The 15,659-nt window shown below is 71.8% G+C and carries 13 protein-coding genes; 11 read left to right on the forward strand and 2 right to left on the reverse strand.

Features of this window, described 5'->3' with window-relative positions; translation table 11 throughout:
- Positions 1 to 1,030 (reverse strand): 2-oxoacid:acceptor oxidoreductase family protein (locus ABD990_RS30715; protein ID WP_345384286.1); only part of this gene is annotated, 1,030 nt, incomplete at its 3' end.
- A gap of 341 nt (positions 1,031 to 1,371) precedes the next feature.
- On the opposite strand from ABD990_RS30715, the gene ABD990_RS30720 reads away from it, so the two are divergent.
- Positions 1,372 to 3,792, forward strand: a complete 2,421-nt coding sequence (locus ABD990_RS30720; protein ID WP_345384287.1) for a CaiB/BaiF CoA transferase family protein — start codon at positions 1,372 to 1,374, stop codon at positions 3,790 to 3,792.
- A 53-nt stretch (positions 3,793 to 3,845) separates the two neighbouring features.
- Here the strand turns inward: ABD990_RS30720 and ABD990_RS30725 are convergent, their stop codons facing one another.
- Positions 3,846 to 4,634, reverse strand: coding sequence for an SDR family NAD(P)-dependent oxidoreductase (locus ABD990_RS30725; protein ID WP_345384288.1), 789 nt, complete (start codon positions 4,632 to 4,634; stop codon positions 3,846 to 3,848).
- Between the two features lie 109 nt (positions 4,635 to 4,743).
- Between ABD990_RS30725 and ABD990_RS30730 the strand changes: the two genes are divergently transcribed.
- From ABD990_RS30730 to ABD990_RS30775, 10 genes are all read left to right on the forward strand, one after another.
- A complete protein-coding gene (locus tag ABD990_RS30730) occupies positions 4,744 to 5,997 on the forward strand; it encodes a cytochrome P450 (RefSeq protein WP_345384289.1) in 1,254 nt (417 codons plus the stop codon).
- Positions 5,998 to 6,179: 182 nt separating this feature from the next.
- Positions 6,180 to 7,040, forward strand: coding sequence for an SDR family NAD(P)-dependent oxidoreductase (locus tag ABD990_RS30735; RefSeq protein ID WP_345384290.1), 861 nt, complete (start codon positions 6,180 to 6,182; stop codon positions 7,038 to 7,040).
- Between the two features lie 42 nt (positions 7,041 to 7,082).
- Positions 7,083 to 7,304, forward strand: a complete 222-nt coding sequence (locus tag ABD990_RS30740; protein ID WP_345384291.1) for a ferredoxin — start codon at positions 7,083 to 7,085, stop codon at positions 7,302 to 7,304.
- Positions 7,305 to 7,387: 83 nt separating this feature from the next.
- Entirely contained in the window at positions 7,388 to 8,356 is a 969-nt protein-coding gene (locus ABD990_RS30745) for a PDR/VanB family oxidoreductase (protein WP_345384292.1), read from the forward strand.
- 121 nt (positions 8,357 to 8,477) lie between these two features.
- Positions 8,478 to 9,692, forward strand: a complete 1,215-nt coding sequence (locus tag ABD990_RS30750) for an aromatic ring-hydroxylating oxygenase subunit alpha (protein ID WP_345384293.1) — start codon at positions 8,478 to 8,480, stop codon at positions 9,690 to 9,692.
- Positions 9,689 to 10,669 carry a protein-tyrosine phosphatase family protein gene (locus ABD990_RS30755; RefSeq protein ID WP_345384294.1) on the forward strand — a complete coding sequence of 327 codons (981 nt, stop codon included), beginning with the start codon at positions 9,689 to 9,691 and terminating at the stop codon, positions 10,667 to 10,669. Before ABD990_RS30750 ends, ABD990_RS30755 begins: the two co-directional genes overlap by 4 nt.
- Before the next feature lie 31 nt (positions 10,670 to 10,700).
- A complete protein-coding gene (locus tag ABD990_RS30760) occupies positions 10,701 to 11,441 on the forward strand; it encodes a Zn-ribbon domain-containing OB-fold protein (protein WP_345384295.1) in 741 nt (246 codons plus the stop codon).
- Positions 11,442 to 11,449: 8 nt separating this feature from the next.
- Positions 11,450 to 12,628 (forward strand): thiolase C-terminal domain-containing protein, encoded by a 1,179-nt coding sequence (locus tag ABD990_RS30765; protein WP_345384296.1) that lies wholly within the window; start codon positions 11,450 to 11,452, stop codon positions 12,626 to 12,628.
- Positions 12,629 to 12,680: 52 nt separating this feature from the next.
- On the forward strand, positions 12,681 to 14,198 hold the full coding sequence (locus ABD990_RS30770; RefSeq protein WP_345384297.1) for a class I adenylate-forming enzyme family protein: 1,518 nt from the start codon (positions 12,681 to 12,683) through the stop codon (positions 14,196 to 14,198).
- Positions 14,199 to 14,397: 199 nt separating this feature from the next.
- The gene (locus ABD990_RS30775) at positions 14,398 to 15,633 is read left to right on the forward strand and encodes a cytochrome P450 (RefSeq protein WP_345384298.1); all 1,236 of its coding nucleotides are present in this window, start codon (positions 14,398 to 14,400) and stop codon (positions 15,631 to 15,633) included.
- The last annotated feature ends 26 nt before the right edge of the window (positions 15,634 to 15,659 follow it).

The raw sequence follows: 15,659 nt of genomic DNA on the forward strand, positions 1-15,659 counted from the left end.
GCACGTCGATCACCAGCAGCGGCAGCTCCAGGGCCACCGCGAGGCCGATGGTCTCGGACTTCAGCGAGATCCCCGGGCCGGACGTGGTCGTGACACCCAGGGACCCGCCGAACGACGCGCCCAGCGCGGCGCCGACGCCGGCGATCTCGTCCTCGGCCTGGAACGTGGTCACGCCGAAGGCCTTGTGCTTCGAGAGCTCGTGCAGGATGTCCGAGGCCGGGGTGATCGGGTAGGTGCCCAGGAACACCGGCAGCCCGGTCGTCCGGCCCGCGGCCACGATTCCGTAGGCCATCGCGGTGTTGCCGGTGATCTGCCGGTAGGTCCCCGGCGCGAGCCGGGCGGGCGCCACCTCGTAGGTGACCGCGAACGCCTCGGTCGTCTCCCCGTAGGCGTGCCCGGCCCGGAAGGCCAGGATGTTCGCCTCGGCGATGTCCGGCTTCTTCGCGAACTTCTCCCGCAGGAACCGCTCGGTGCCCTCGTGCGGGCGGTGATACATCCACGAGAGCAGGCCCAGGGCGAACATGTTCTTCGCCCGCTCGGCGTCCTTCTTGGACAGCCCGGTCTCCTCCAAGGCACCCCTCGTGAGGGTGGCCATCGCGACCGGGTGGACCTGGAAGTCGGCGAGCGAGTCGTCCTCCAGCGGGTTCCCGGAGTAGCCGACCTTCGTGAGGTTGCGCTTGGTGAACTCGTCGGTGTTCACGATCAGCACGCCGCCGTGGGGCAGGTCGCCGATGTTCGCCTTGAGCGCGGCCGGGTTCATCGCCACCAGCACGTCCGGGCGGTCACCCGGGGTCAGGATGTCGTAGTTGGCGAAGTGCAGCTGGAATGAGCTGACCCCCGGCAGCGTTCCGGCGGGCGCCCGGATCTCCGCGGGATAGTTCGGCAACGTCGACAGGTCGTTGCCGAAGCTCGCCGTCTCCGAGGTGAACCGGTCACCGGTGAGCTGCATTCCGTCGCCGGAGTCACCCGCGAACCGGATCACCACCCGGTCCTTCGTGCGGACCTGCGGGCCCGCCTGGTTCGTCGTCACGTTCGTCCTCCTCGGCGGCGACCGCCGGTGGGGTGATGAGGGGGCGGAGGCCGCGACGCGGTGTGACGCGCCGCGGAGCCGATTGCCGCCGTGGACACCAACCTAGTACTGTTAGGAAACAGATTACGTCATCTGTATCAACGATGAGAGGATGGCCGTGGTCACGCTGTATCGCTCGCTCGTCCGGCTGATCGGCCGGCCGACCCCGTCGGTCGTGTGGCCCGGCTGTGGGCACGGCCCGCAGCGCCGCCGCAGACGGACGGCCCGACACGCGCTCCGCTGAGGTGCGCTCGCCCATGACAGCACACGGCGGCGGCGCCGCCGGTCTCGGAAGGGTTGGCATGACGCCCGAGTCGTCCCCGACGCTGCCCCTGCGCGCCCTGCGTGTCCTGGACCTCACCGAGGGGGCGGCCGAGTCCTGCGGCCGCTTCCTCGCCGACCTCGGCGCCGAGGTCGTGCGGGTGGAGCCGCCGGGCGGGTCGCCCGGCAGGCGGGACGTCGTCGGGTTCGGGCTGCGCAACGCCAACAAGCTCGGCGTGGTCCTCGACCTGACCGACCCGGCCGGGCGCGCGGAGCTGCTCCGCCAGGCCCGCGCCGCGGACGTCCTGCTCGAGTCGTTCCGTGGGCGGGAGGCACGCGCCCTGGGGCTGACCCCGGAGGACCTGCACGCCGCCAACCCCGCCCTGGTCGTGGTGTCGATCACCGACTTCGGCCGCACCGGGCCGTGGGCCGACCGGGTGGCCACCGAGGACGTGCTGGCCGCGGCCGGCGGGGTGCTCTCGCGCTCCGGCCTGCCCGGGGGCACACCGCTGTTGCCTCCCGCGCGCCTCGTCGCGCAGACCGTCGGCGTCCACGCGGCCTGGGCCACGCTCGTCGCCTACGTGAAGCGGGTCCGGACCGGCCGCGGCGAGCATGTCGACGTCTCGTCCTTCGAGGCCGTCGTGCACGGCTTCGATCCCGGCTTCGGCACCCAGGGCTCGGCGGCGGCCGGACGGTCCGAGACCTTCCCCAGGGACCGCCCGGACGCCGCCAACTACTACCCGGTCTACCCGTGCGCCGACGGGCACGTCCGGATCTGCCTGCTGGCCAAGCGGCAGTGGCGGGCGATGTTCGAGTGGCTGGGCGAGCCGGAGGAGTTCGCCGACCCCCGCTTCGACGCCATCCCGGCCCGGTTCGAGGCGTCGGACCGGCTGAACCCGCTGATCGCCGCACTGTTCGCGGACCGGACCCGCGAGGAGCTCACCCTCGAGGGCAGCCGCCGTGGCATCCCGGTCGCCGGGATGCTGACCCTCGACGAGGTGCTCGAAGCGGACCACTTCACCCTGACCGGCACCCTGGCCGACGCCGAGATGGCCGACGGACTGTGGGCACGGGTGCCCACCGGCTACGTCTCCGTCGACGGCCTGCGTGCGGGTCTGCGCACCCGGGCGCCGCGACCCGGGGAGCACGGCGCCCTGCTCGACGGCCCGCCGGTCACCCGCGAGGCGCCCGACCTCGGACTGCCAGCCCTCGATGAGGGGGCGCGGCCCCTGGCCGGGCTGCGGGTGCTCGACCTCGGTGTGATCGTGTTCGGTGCCGAGCTCAGCCGGCTCTTCGCCGACCAGGGCGCGGACGTGATCAAGGTCGAGAACTCCGCGTTCCCGGACGGCCTGCGCCAGACCCGCAAGGGTGGCGGGATGAACGCCTCGTTCGCCTGGGGCCAGCGCAACAAGCGGGGACTCGGCCTGGACCTGCGCAGCGAGGAGGGGGCGCGGCTGTTCCGCGAGCTCGTGGCGGGCGCGGACCTCGTCGCCGCCAACTTCAAGCCCGGCACCCTCGAGTCCCTCGGGTTCTCGCACGCCGAGTTGACCACGATCAACCCGCGCATCGTCGTCTCCGACAGCAGTGCGTTCGGCGGTCGTGGACCCTGGCGGACACGGATGGGGTACGGGCCGCTGGTCCGGGCCTCGTGCGGGGTCTCCACGCTCTGGCGCGACCCGGACCGTGAGGCGAGCGACCCGGCCGCCTTCTGCGACGGCTCGACCGTCTACCCCGACCACGTCGCCGGGCACGTCGGCGCCGTCGCGGCCCTGGCCGCGCTGATCGGACGGGGGGCCGACGGGCCGGGGTGTTCCGTGGAGATCGCGCAGGCGGACGTCGCCGTCGTCGCGCTCGGGCCGACCCTGGTCCGCGCCTCGCTGGAACCCGGAACGGTGGCCGCGGAGGGCAACGCCCGCCCGGACGTCGCGCCCGCCGGCGTCTTCCCCTGCGCCGGCGACGACGAGTGGTGCGTGATCGAGGTGCGGGACGACGAGGACTGGCGCCGGCTGGCCGGGGCCACCGGGCTTCCCGACGAGCCGGACCTGCGCACCCTCGCCGGCCGCCTCGCCCGCCGGGAGGAGATCGAGAAGCAGCTCGCGGCGTGGACCGCCGAGCGGGCCGCCGAGGAGGTGACCGCGCTGCTGCAGTCGGCCGGCGTCCCCGCCGCGGCGATGCTCCGGCTGCCCGACGAGCTGACCCATCCTCAGCTGGTGGCGCGCGACTCGTTCCACACCCTCGCGCACCCGATGCTGTCCGCACCGGTCCCGGCGGCGGCGCGGGTCGCCCGGTTCTCGAGCATCGCCGACCCCGACCAGGGCCCCGCCCCGACGCCGGGGGAGCACACCCGTGAGATCGTCCGCACTCTGCTCGGGCGCGACGACCGGGAGATCGACGAGCTCGTTCGTTCCGGCGTGCTGCAGCCCCCGCCCGACGATCCCGTGTTGTCGGAGGAGTCGGCCTGAGCATGCACCAACGGCGCTCTCGCTCACCTCTCGTGAGCGAGAGCGCCGCTCGCTCAGTGGCCCGACATGCCGCCGTCGACGGCAAGCGTCGCGCCCGTGACGTAGCCCGAGGCGGGCGAGGCGAGGAAGAGCATCGCCGCGTCCATCTCCCGCTGGGTCCCGAGACGGTGCAGCGAGCCGGTGGCGAGGAACCGGTCGAGCCACTCCTGGGGCATCTCCGCGTTCATGTCCGTGGCGACGAACCCCGGGGCGATGGCGTTCACGCGGATCCCGCGCCGCTCCGTCCACTGGTGCGCGAGATCGCGGGTCAGCCCGATCATGCCCGCCTTGCTGGCGGCGTACGCGGCCTGCGGCAGCACGGACTTCACCAGGCCCAGCACGCTGGCGACGTTGACGATGCTGCCGCCCCGCTCCATCACCCGCGCACACGCCGTGGCCAGCTGGTAGGCGGCCACGAGGTTCACGTCGATCACGCGCCGGAAGTCCAGCGGGTCCTCCTTGAGGGCGGGGGAGACCGTGCTGATCCCCGCATTGTTGATCAGCACGTCCAGCCGGCCGAACTCGGCGACCGCCGCCTGTGCGGCCGCCTCGCAGGCCTCCGGGTCGGTCACGTCCGTGGCGACCGGGAGCGCCCGGCGCCCGCGCTCGCGGACCGTGGCCGCGGTCTTCTCCAGTCCGTCGATGCGCCGCGCCGCGAGCACGACGTCGGCCCCGGCCTCGGCCAGCGCACAGGCGAAACCGGCGCCGAGGCCGCCGCTGGCGCCGCTGACGAGGGCCACCCGCCCGTCGAGCCGGAACAGGTCCAGCACCGAACCGGCGGTGGCGGGCGGGATCTTGGGCACGGGTCCTCCTGGGTCTCGACGGCGTTCACCCGTTCGGCTACGTTACCAGCTGACACATCTCGTCGTTTGTAAAGTCAGCGAGTCACAGGCGACCCGACAGGAGAGTGCCATGCCCACCACGCGTGCGGACGTCAGACCGGATCTCGTCGTCGACTTCGACATCTACGACCCCGCCCTCACGATGCCGGTGGACCGGATGCAGGAGCGGACGGCGGAGCTCGCGAAGATCGGGCCGATCGTCTGGTCGCCCGCGTACGGCGGGCACTGGCTGGTCACGGCCTACGACGAGGTGCACGCGATCCTGCGGGACCCTGCGACCTTCTCCAGCTACCCCAACAACCTGGTCGACGCCGGCCAGGGCAAGTTCCTGCCGATCGAGCTGGACCCGCCCGAGCACACCTCGTACCGGCAGGCCCTGCAGCCGCTGTTCAACCCGACCCGGATGCGGGCGCTCGAGCCGCGGATCCGCGCACTGGTCGTGGAGCTGATCGAGAAGTTCCAGGGCGCGGGCAAGGTCGAGTTCGTCGAGCAGTTCGCGCACGAGCTGCCGACCACGGTCTTCCTCGCGCTGATGGGCTGGCCGCTCGAGGACGCGCCGATGTTCACCGAGACGACCGAGATCGCCATGAACGGCAAGCCGGGTGACACCCCCGAGCAGGCCGTGGCCTCACGGACCGAGGCCGCCATGCAGATGTTCGGCTACTTCATGCAGATCATCCACGCGCGCCGGGCCGCGGCCGAGGCCGGCGAGGAGCTCGACGACATCACCACCGCCGTGATGAGGACGCGGATCAGGGACGCCGACGGGGTGGAGCGCGACCTCGCCGACGACGAGCTGGCGCGGATGTTCTTCCTGCTGCTCATCGCCGGCCTGCACACCGTCCAGGGCACGCTGTGCTGGATGATGCTGCACCTCTCGACCCACACCGAGCAGCGGGAGAAGGTCATCGCCGACGCGGACGCCATTCCCGCGGCGGTCGAGGAGGTGCTGCGGTACGAGGCGCAGATCGCGATGGGCCGCCGCGCGGTGCGGGACGTCGAGATCGGCGGCGTGACGATCAAGGCGGACGACCAGCTGCTCCTGCTGCTGTGCTCGGCGAACCGGGACGACGCGCAGTTCGCCGACCCGCAGTCGTTGCAGGTCGACCGGACGCCGAATCGTCACCTGTCCTTCGGGTCCGGGCCGCACCGCTGCATCGGCTCCCACCTGGCGCGGGTGGAACTTCGGATCGCCATGGAGGAGATCCACAAGCGGATCCCGGACTACCGGCCGGACCCGGAGGACCCGGCCGTCGTGCTGCCCAGCCAGGTGCGCGGCTTCGCCCGGCTGCCGCTGGTGTTCACGCCGGTCGGAAAAGCCTGACCGGGACCGTTGACCGACGAGAACCTAACGCTATAAGGTGCGGCGGTCGGAAACGCCGCACCGCGATTCGATCACCATTCCCCGGTGGGTCGGCGCGCGATTTCCGCCGCCGCCCCGTCCGCTCGCCCGAGCGGCCCGGGCCGCGGAACCCCATCCGCTGGACGTCTCAGGGAGGACACGTCATGGCGAGGCTCGAGAACAAGGTCGCGATCATCACCGGTGCGGGCTCGGGACTGGGTCGCCAGTCCTCGCAGCTGTTCGCCGCCGAGGGCGCGAAGGTCGTCGTGATGGACATCGACGGCGACCGTGCCGAGGCGACCGTCAAGCTGGTCGGCGAGCAGGGCGGCACCGCCGTCGCCGTGCAGGCGGACACGACCGTCGAGGCGGACGTCGAGCGCACGGTGCAGACCGCGCTCGACGAGTTCGGCAAGCTGGACATCATGTGGGCCAACGCCGGCATCGTGTCCCGCGGCGGCGTGCCGAGCGTCATGGGCGGCGAGCACCTCGAGTTCGAGGAGTTCCCGCTCGAGGACTGGTACAAGGTCGTCAACGTCAACCTGACCGGCCCGTTCCTGTGCGCGAAGCACGCGGTGAAGCCGCTGCGCGAGAACGGCGGCGGCACGATCCTGATGACCTCGTCCGCGGCGTCCTTCGTCGCGTACCACCAGATCCCGTCGTACTCGGCGACCAAGGCGGGGGTCAACGCGCTGGTCCGCGGGCTCGCCCTGGACCTGGGCAAGTGGGGCATCCGGGTCAACGGGATCGCACCGACCCACGGCATGTCCCCGAACTTCCTCATGGAGCCGGGCGCCCCAGTGGTCGGGCAGTCGTACGAGGAGGTGGCGGGTCCCTGGGACAAGAGCGTGACCCCGATCCCGCTGAAGCTGGACCGCCCGCCGTCGCTGCTGGACAACGCGAAGGTCGCGCTGTTCCTGGCTTCCGACGACGCGGGGTACACCTCGGGCCAGGTCATCTCCTCGGGCGACGGCGGCACCATGGGCCGGGTCGCGATCTGGTTCCCGGAGGACCTCGGTCAGGCCTGACCGCCCACCCACCACGAGAACCCACACCAGGGAGGACCCGAGATGGACCGGTACCTGACGGTCGATCGCGGCGCCTGCGCGGGGCACGGCCTCTGCTACGGGGCCGCGCCCGAGATCGTGGACTGCGACGACCAGGGAGACCCGATCATTCTGGCGGAGCCCGTGCCCGCGGCGATGCTCGGCCAGGCCGAGCACGTCGTGGACATCTGTCCCGAGCGGGCGCTGGCCCTGCAGGAGTCACTGCAGGCGTCGCCGTCCGCCTGACCGGGCACGTGGCAGCAGGTCGTGAAGGCCGGACCGCCCGCGGGAGCCCGCGGGCGGTCCGGCCGTGTCTGAGGAGTCAATCCGTGAGCAGGACGACCGGAGCACCCGAGCACGAGATCGACGTCGAGGTGACGGCGCGCGAGGCGGTCGCCGACGGGGTCGTCCGGCTGACCCTGCGCCCCGCGGCCGGGACCGAGCTGCCGGAGTGGGAGCCGGGGGCGCACCTGGACCTCGTCCTCGCCCCGGACCTCGTGCGCCAGTACTCGCTCTGCGGCGACCGGCAGGACCGCGAGAGCTACCAGGTGGCCGTGCTGCGCGAGCCGGCCGGGCGGGGAGGGTCCGCCCACGTGCACGACGCCGTGGAGGTCGGGCGGGTGGTGCGCGTGCGCGGCCCGCGCAACCACTTCGCCCTCGCCCCCGCTTCGAGGTACCTGTTCCTCGCCGGCGGCATTGGCATCACCCCGATCGTCCCGATGGTCGCCGAGGCCGAGAAGGCGGGTGCGGATTGGCGGCTGGTCTACGGCGGGCGCTCCCGCGAGTCGATGGCCTTTCGGGACGAGCTGGTCGAGCGGTACGGCGACCGCGTGTCCCTCCAGCCGCAGGACGAGGTCGGGTTGCTCGACCTCGAGACCCTGCTGGGTACGCCGAGCGAGGACACGCTGGTCTACTGCTGCGGCCCCGAGGCCCTGCTCAAGGCGGTCGAGGAGCGGTGCGCGGCGTGGCCTTCCGGCGCCCTGCACGTCGAGCGGTTCGCGCCCAAGGAGCTCCCGAGCACGGCCGAGGACGGCTCGTTCGAGGTCGAGTTCGCGCAGGCCGGTGTCACCGTGACGGTGCCGCCGCGAGTGAGCATCGTCGACGCCGCCGCGGAGGCGGGCGTGACCATCGAGACGTCGTGCCGCGAGGGCACGTGCGGCACGTGCGAGTCCGTCGTCCTCGGCGGGGTGCCGGAGCACCGCGACTCGCTGCTCACGCCGGAGGAGCAGGCGGAGAACGACGTCATGTTCCCGTGCGTGTCCCGGGCGGCCTCGCCGAGGCTGGTCATCGACCGCTGACCGTGCAGGTGGCAGGCAGGTTTGCGCGGACCCCTCGCATGATAAACCTTAAGCCTGTAGGATTACGACCGACCGACTTCCCGAGCCGCGGCGCAAGGGCGCGCGGAGCCAGGAGGCGACGATGACCATTCAGGACACCGTGCCGACCACCGGGCCGACGACGGGCGAGGAGCGCAGGCCCCACGCCCCGCGCAACGACCGGATCCGGCGGGCGCTCGACCACATCCGCAACGACAGCACGGACGAGTTCGACGGCGTCAACGGCTTCACGGCCGAGGAGTTCACCGACCCCGGCATCGCACGCCGCGAGCGCGACGCGGTCTTCGGGCGCGTCCCGTCGATCGTCTGCCACGGCAGTGAGATCCCGAAGCCGAACGACTTCCTCACGCTGCAGATGCCGCGGAACAATATCATCGTGGTGCGGCAGAAGGACGGCTCGGTCAGGAGCTTCGTGAACCTGTGCCGGCACCGTGGGGCGTTGCTGGAGGAGCAGGAGAAGGGTCGGTGCCGGCTGTTCTCGTGTGGCTACCACCGCTGGTCCTACGACACGGACGGCTCGCTGCGGGCGATCACGCGGGACAACACCTTCGGCGAGATCGACCGCTCGAAGTTCGGGCTGATCGAGCTGCCCACCGAGGAGCGGCACGGGTTCGTCTGGGTGGTCGACGACGCGGACGCGGAGATCGACGTCGCCTCCTGGCTGGGCCCGGACATGGACGAGATCCTCGCCGGCTACGGGATGGACTCGCTGGTCTCCGCCCGTGCGGAGGGCTTCGACGAGCCCGTGAACTGGAAGATCATGCAGGACGCGTTCCTGGACGGCTACCACATCCAGTACGCGCACCCGAACACCGCCGCCAAGCACATCCACACCAACGTCATGGCGGTCGAGGACTTCGGGCGGCACGCCCGGTTCATCGCGCCGCGCAAGACGATCGACAAGTTCCTCGAGGAGCCCCCGGCGCCGGACGAGGACCTGTCGAAGTACGTCACCGAGACCCACTTCCTGCTGCCCAACAGCACGCTGCTGCGCCAGCCGGACCACTTCGAGCTGCTCACCTTCCGCCCACACCCCACCGACCCGGGCCGCTGCCGGATGGAGATGCGCCTGGTCGTGCCCACGGTCGAGGACTCCGGCATGGACTCCGAGCGCTGGAACCGGATCTGGGACAAGAACTGGAAGATCCTGCTCGCCGTGCTGCACCAGGAGGACTTCCCGCTGCTGCGCAGCTCGCAGGCCGGCATGACGAGCGCGAACGCCGGCGGGATGGTCCTGGGCCGCAACGAGTACGTGAACCAGATCTTCCACCGTGAGCTGAAGAAGCTGACCTCGTGATCGACTTCGAGTGGTACCCGGCGGGGCAGGCCTTCCCCGAGGAGGTCGAGGCCGAGCTGCGGGAGATGCTGCACGAGGCCGCCGAGGCCGACGCCGAGGCCGGCTTCCCGCAGCTCTCCCTGGACGACGACACGGAGCCCGGCACGACCCAGCTGCTCGTCTGGCTCCTGCCGGACGAGCGCTCGGGGCGCAACGTGCCGCTCGCCCCGAGCCTGGCGGCCTACCTGCGCGTCGAGCCGTTGCAGGGCGAGGATGCCGGCATCGGTGAGGTCTCGTACGTCGTGCGGCCGGACTACCGGTCGCGCGGCATCACCACCCTGCTCGTCGAGAAGATCGGCCTGGAGCTGGGCCAGGCGGACGGCTGGTGCGGGACCGGCGTGCGGTCGCTGAAGGTATGGGCGCGCGGCAACCATCCCGCCGCGCTGCGCATGTCGCTTCGCTTCCGCCGCTACGGGATCAGGACGGCGCTGCGGCGCTGGCAGCTGGTGATACCGCTGCGGGCGGGGCGCGAGATCGACCCGGGCGCCGAGCCCGGCGGCCCGCAGGTGCGCGGGGCGACCACGACGGCCGAGCGCGTCGCCGCCGCCGCACTGTGGACCGCGAGCGGCCGGCGGCACCAGCCGCCCGCAGACACGGAGCTGCTGGTCAGTGGTCCTGCGGAGGCGCCGGACGGCGCGGTGTGGATCGACCCGGACTCCGGCGAGCCCACCGAGTGGGGCATCGCGGGCCGGCTCGTCGCGCTGGTCACCCGTGCGGGGGGCCGCGAGCACGAGGACGACCCGCTGGTGCGGGCCCTGCTCGTCGCGGGCCTCGAGCGGCTGCGCGACGCGGGCGTGCGGGCCGGGATGATCACCGTCGACGCGCAGGACCGCCCGCTGGTGCACGAGGCCCGGAGCCTCGGCCTGATGCACGACCAGACGGACGTGCAGTACACGGTGGTGAACACGGCGACCGAGCCGCGCTGGGCGGTGCGATGAGCGGGCACTCTTCGACGACGAGGGAGGCGCGGTGAGCGCGAAGGAGTTCCCGGGCGTCCCTGCCGACCTGGTCGAGGTGGTCGACCGACACGGGCAGGCCGTCGCCGCGGGCGACAACGCCACCGTGCTGGCGGACTTCCGCAAGGACCGGATCGGGCAGCTGCTGGCCTCGGCCCGCCCGCCGGAGGGCATGCACTCCGCCGAGCTGCTGAGCATCGAGCCGGGCCCGGGTGAGCTCTACTCCGCCCACATCCGCTACACCGGTACCGGCGGCGAGGCGGTCTTCCGGTCCCGGTGGATCAACCTCGACGGGACGTGGCTGGTCACGCAGGTCCGCAACGTCCCGGACACCCCGCCGCGCACCTCGATGGCCCGCCCCTCGGACGACGGGCTCGACGCGCCGCACTGGGAAGGCCTGCGCCAGGGCGAGCTGCGCATGCAGCACTGCCCGGGCTGCGACCGGTGGACGTGGTCGCCGCGGCCGATCTGCCCGGGCTGCCACTCGACCGAGCTCGAGTGGCCCGCGGTGGAGCCGATCGGGACGATCTTCTCCTGGACCCGGACCTGGCAGCCCTTCTCGCCGGAGGTCACCGGCCACCTGCCCTACGTCGTGGTCGTCGTCGAGCTGCCCGGTGCCGGCAACCGCCGGATCCTGGGCGACCTGCTCGACGCCGACGGCGCGGACGTGCGGATCGGCGCGACCGTGAAGGGCGAGATCGAACCGGCGCCGGACCCGGACGGGTACCCGCTGCTGCGTTGGCGACTGGTGTGAGGAGTGGGATGACCAGCAGGGACCGCGCCTTCCGCGGCGCCACGGCGGTCGTCGGGATCGCCAACACCCCGTTCCACAAGCGCGGGACGGCGACGCAGACCTCGGCGCAGCTCACCCTCGAGGCGATCCTCGCCGCGGCGGCGGACGCCGGGATCGACGCGCACGACATCGACGGCTTCGTCTCGTACGCCAACGACGACAACGAGGGCCTCGCGATCGGCGCCGCCCTCGGCGCCCGCGAGATCCGCTGGTCGACGATGGTGTGGGGCGGCGGCGGCGGCGGGGTCGCCGCGGCCGTCAACGCGGCGTCGGCGGCGGTCGCCTCTGGCCAGGCGGACATGGTCTGCGTCTACCGCGGCATCTCCGAGGCGGACGCGGGGCGCCAGAGCTACAGCAAGGGGCACATGGGGCCGCTGCTGTCCGGGCACGGTGTGTTCGCGCCGGCCCAGATCTGCGCGCTGCGGACCCAGCGCATGCTGGAGGTGGACGGGGTCCCGGCCTCGGCGATGAAGGCGCTGGTCCAGGCGGCCTACCACCACGCCCAGAACAACCCCGACGCGGTCGCGTACGGCAGCCCGCTCGACCCGGCGGTGTACGACGACGCCCGGATGATCTCCGAGCCGCTGCGGCTCTACGACTGCTCCCGGGAGAACGACGCGGCCGGCGCCGTGCTCGTCACGACCGCCGAGCGGGCGCGCGGGCTGCGGCAGAAGCCCGCCTACGTCCTCTCGGGGGTGCAGGGCGCGGGCCCGGACTGGTCGGAGTCGGTGGAGAACGACCTCGCCTACACCAGCGCGGGCTTCCACCCGGCGATGGTCGCCCGGCTCTGGGAGGGCGCCGGGGTGAAGCCCGGCGAGGTCGACGTCGTGCAGGTCTACGAGAACTTCTCCGGACCGGCGGTGGCGTCGCTGATCGACTTCGGCTTCGTGCCGAAAGGCCCGGACGCCGGTCGCGTGATGACCTTCGAGAACCTGATCGCCCCCACCGGCTCGCTGCCGGTGAACACCGCGGGCGGCAACATCGCGGAGGGGTTCGTGCACGGCTTCGGACTGATCGTGGAGGCCGTGCGGCAGATCCGCGGCAGCTCCCCGAACCAGGTGCCCGACGCGAACCTCTCCCTGCTGCTCGGGGGCCCGATGGCCCCGTCCGTCGGCGCCACCTTGTTCGGCTCCGACGCCGCGCTGTAACACCCCATCCGCCATCCCCGGACGTACGCGACGACGCGTGAGGAGTAGCCCCATGGCCACATCGGTCGCTTCCGCCCTGCACTGGTGGGCCCGCACGAAGGGCGACCGGACGGCCCTCGTCTTCGGCGAGGACACCGTCGACTACCGCACCCTCCGGGACTGGTCGGGGGCCGTCGCGCGGTCCCTGCACGAGCGCGGCGTGGCCGAGGGTGACCGCGTCGGGCTGCTGGGCGGCAACACCCCGGAGTGGGCCGCCGTCGCGCTCGGGGTGATGAAGGCGGGTGCCGTGCTGGTCCCGCTGAACCCCCGGCTGGTGGGCGCCGAACTGCACAAGCTGCTGAAGGACTCCGGAGCCCGTGTGGTCGTGGCCGATCCGCAGTTCGACGGCACCCTGGCACAGGCCCGCGAGTTGGGCAGCGAGGTCGACGTCGTCCCGTTGCCCGAGTACGCCGCCCTGCGCGGCGCGGGCCACGAGGAGTTCCGGATCGACCGCGACCCGGCCGAGCCGGTCGCGCTGCTGTTCACCAGCGGCTCGACGGGCCTGTCGAAGGGCGTCATCTGCACGAACCGCACCCTGCTCGACATCGTGTTCGAGGCGTCGCTGTGCGAGGAGGGCCTCCGTCCCGGCGGCAGCAGCCTGTTGCTGCTCCCGCTCTGCTTCACCCCGGGCCTGGTCTGGGGTCTGGTCATGCAGGTCGTCCTCGGCGGCACCCTGGTCGTCGAGGCGCAGCTCGACCCCTCGCGCGCGGTACGGCAGCTGGACAAGCACAAGATCGAGACGATCTTCGGTGTCCCGCTGATCTACGAGGTCATGGCCAAGGCACCCGAGTTCGCCGAGGCGGACCTGTCGAACCTCAAGACCGCCGTCGTCGGCGGCGCAGCGGTGTCCGTGCCGCTGCTGGAGGCGTGGGGCGCGAAGGGCGTGAAGCTCCGCCAGATCTACGGCATGACCGAGGCGGGCGGCGTCGCCACGGCCACCTGGCCGTCGGAGGCCGAGACGCACCCCGACTCGTGCGGCAGCGGCTCGGCGTTCACCGAGCTCAAGGTCGTCCGGTCGGACGGCACCGAGTGCGAGCCGGGCCAGCAGGGCGAGGTCCTGCTCAAGGGACCGGGCGTCTCGCCCGGCTACTGGCAGGACCCGGAGACCACGGCGCGGGCCTTCAAGGACGGCTGGCTCCACAGCGGAGACCTCGGTGTCCGGGACGCGGAGGGCCGGCTGACCTTCGTCGACCGGATGAAGGACCTGATCATCTCCGGTGGCATCAACATCTCCCCGGTCGAGATCGAGGCCGTGATCAGCCGGATCCCGGGCGTGCGCGAGGTGTCGGTCATCGCGGCCAAGGACGACCGCTTCGGCGAGACACCCGCGGCGATCGTCACCGCGGACGACAGCGTGACCGAGGCGGCGATCATCGAGGCCTGCGGGGCGCAGATGGCGGACTACAAGGTTCCGCGGTACGTGGTGCTGCGTCGGGACGAGCTGCCCCGGCTGCCGAGCGGCAAGATCTCGAAGCGGGCGATCCGGGACGAGTACTCCGACGTCGCCGAGCGGTACGCGAAGGTGCGCTGAGAAGGTCGGCGACCGGGAGCGCCACACGGGTTGCAGCGTCCTGACGTGCGGAAACGTACCCGGTTGTGGCGCTTGACACCTCAGAACCTAGGTGTATAAGGTTTCTGCCGACGGTGGCGCTCCCACCCTCCCGAACGCACCTGCCGAGACGCTTCCGGCAGTGCTCCTTCCTGCTCAATGCCGACAGGAGAGTCCCACCATGACCACGAGCCTGACCTCGGTCCCCGAGCACCTCAAGACCGACTTCGACATCTTCGACCCGGCGTTGACGTTCCCCACCGACCGGATCAACGAGAAGGTCCGCGAGCTCGCGAACCGGTCGCCGCTGGTGTACTCCGAGAAGTACGGCGGCCACTGGATCGTCACCCGGTACGAGGAGATCCACGAGGTGCTGCGGCACCCCGAGACCTTCTCCAGCTATCCCAACAACCTCGTGCCGCACGGCGCCGGCAAGTTCCTCCCGCTGGAGGTCGACCCGCCGGAGCACACCGCCTTCCGCAAGGCGCTCCAGCCGCTGTTCAACCCCACCCGCATGCGGGCGCTCGAGCCCCGGATCCGGGAGATCATCAACGAGCTGATCGACGGGTTCGCCTCGCGCGGGTCCGCCGAGTACATCTCGGAGTTCGCTCACGAGCTGCCCGCGCGCGTGTTCCTCGCACTGATGGACTGGCCGCTCGACGATGCGCCGATGTTCACCGAGGCCACGGACACCACGCTGCGTGGCGTCCCCGGCGGCACCGAGGAGGAGAACAACGCCGCCCGCGAGGCCGCGGCCGGTCGGCTGTTCGGCTACTTCGCCGGCATCGTGGCCGACCGCCGGGCGCGCGGCCCGGAGGCGGAGAACATCACCGCGATGATCGTGCACACCCCGATCGAGCTGAACGGGGAGGTCCGGCCGCTCACGGACGAGGAACTGTGCAACATGTTCTTCCTCCTGCTGATCGCCGGGCTGCACACGGTGACCGGCACGCTCGCCTGGTCCGTGCTGCACCTGGCCGACCGGCCCGACGAGCGGCAGCGGCTGATCGACGATCCGTCGCTGATCCCGGCGGCGGTCGAGGAGATGCTGCGCATCGAGGCCGCGGTGTCCCCGGGTCGGCGCGTCCGGCACGACACCACCCTCGGCGGGATCGAGCTCAAGGAGGGCGACCAGCTGCTCCTGGTGCTCGCCGGGGCGAACCGGGACGGGCGCGAGTTCGACGACCCGGACGTCGTCCACATCGAGCGCACGCCGAACCGGCACCTGTCCTTCGGGTCCGGCCCGCACCGCTGCCTCGGGTCGCACCTCGCGCGCGTCGAGCTGCAGTTGGTGTTCGAGGAGCTGCACAAGCGCATCCCGGACTACCGCATCGACACGGAGAAGCAGGTCGTCTCGCACCCCAGCCAGGTGCGCGGCGTCCTGGAGCTGCCGATCCTGTTCACCCCGGAGCGCTGACCCCCGCAGCGCCGACCCCCGCAGCG

Origin of the sequence: Pseudonocardia yuanmonensis (genome assembly GCF_039542425.1) — a bacterium.
Taxonomy (GTDB): domain Bacteria; phylum Actinomycetota; class Actinomycetes; order Mycobacteriales; family Pseudonocardiaceae; genus Pseudonocardia; species Pseudonocardia yuanmonensis.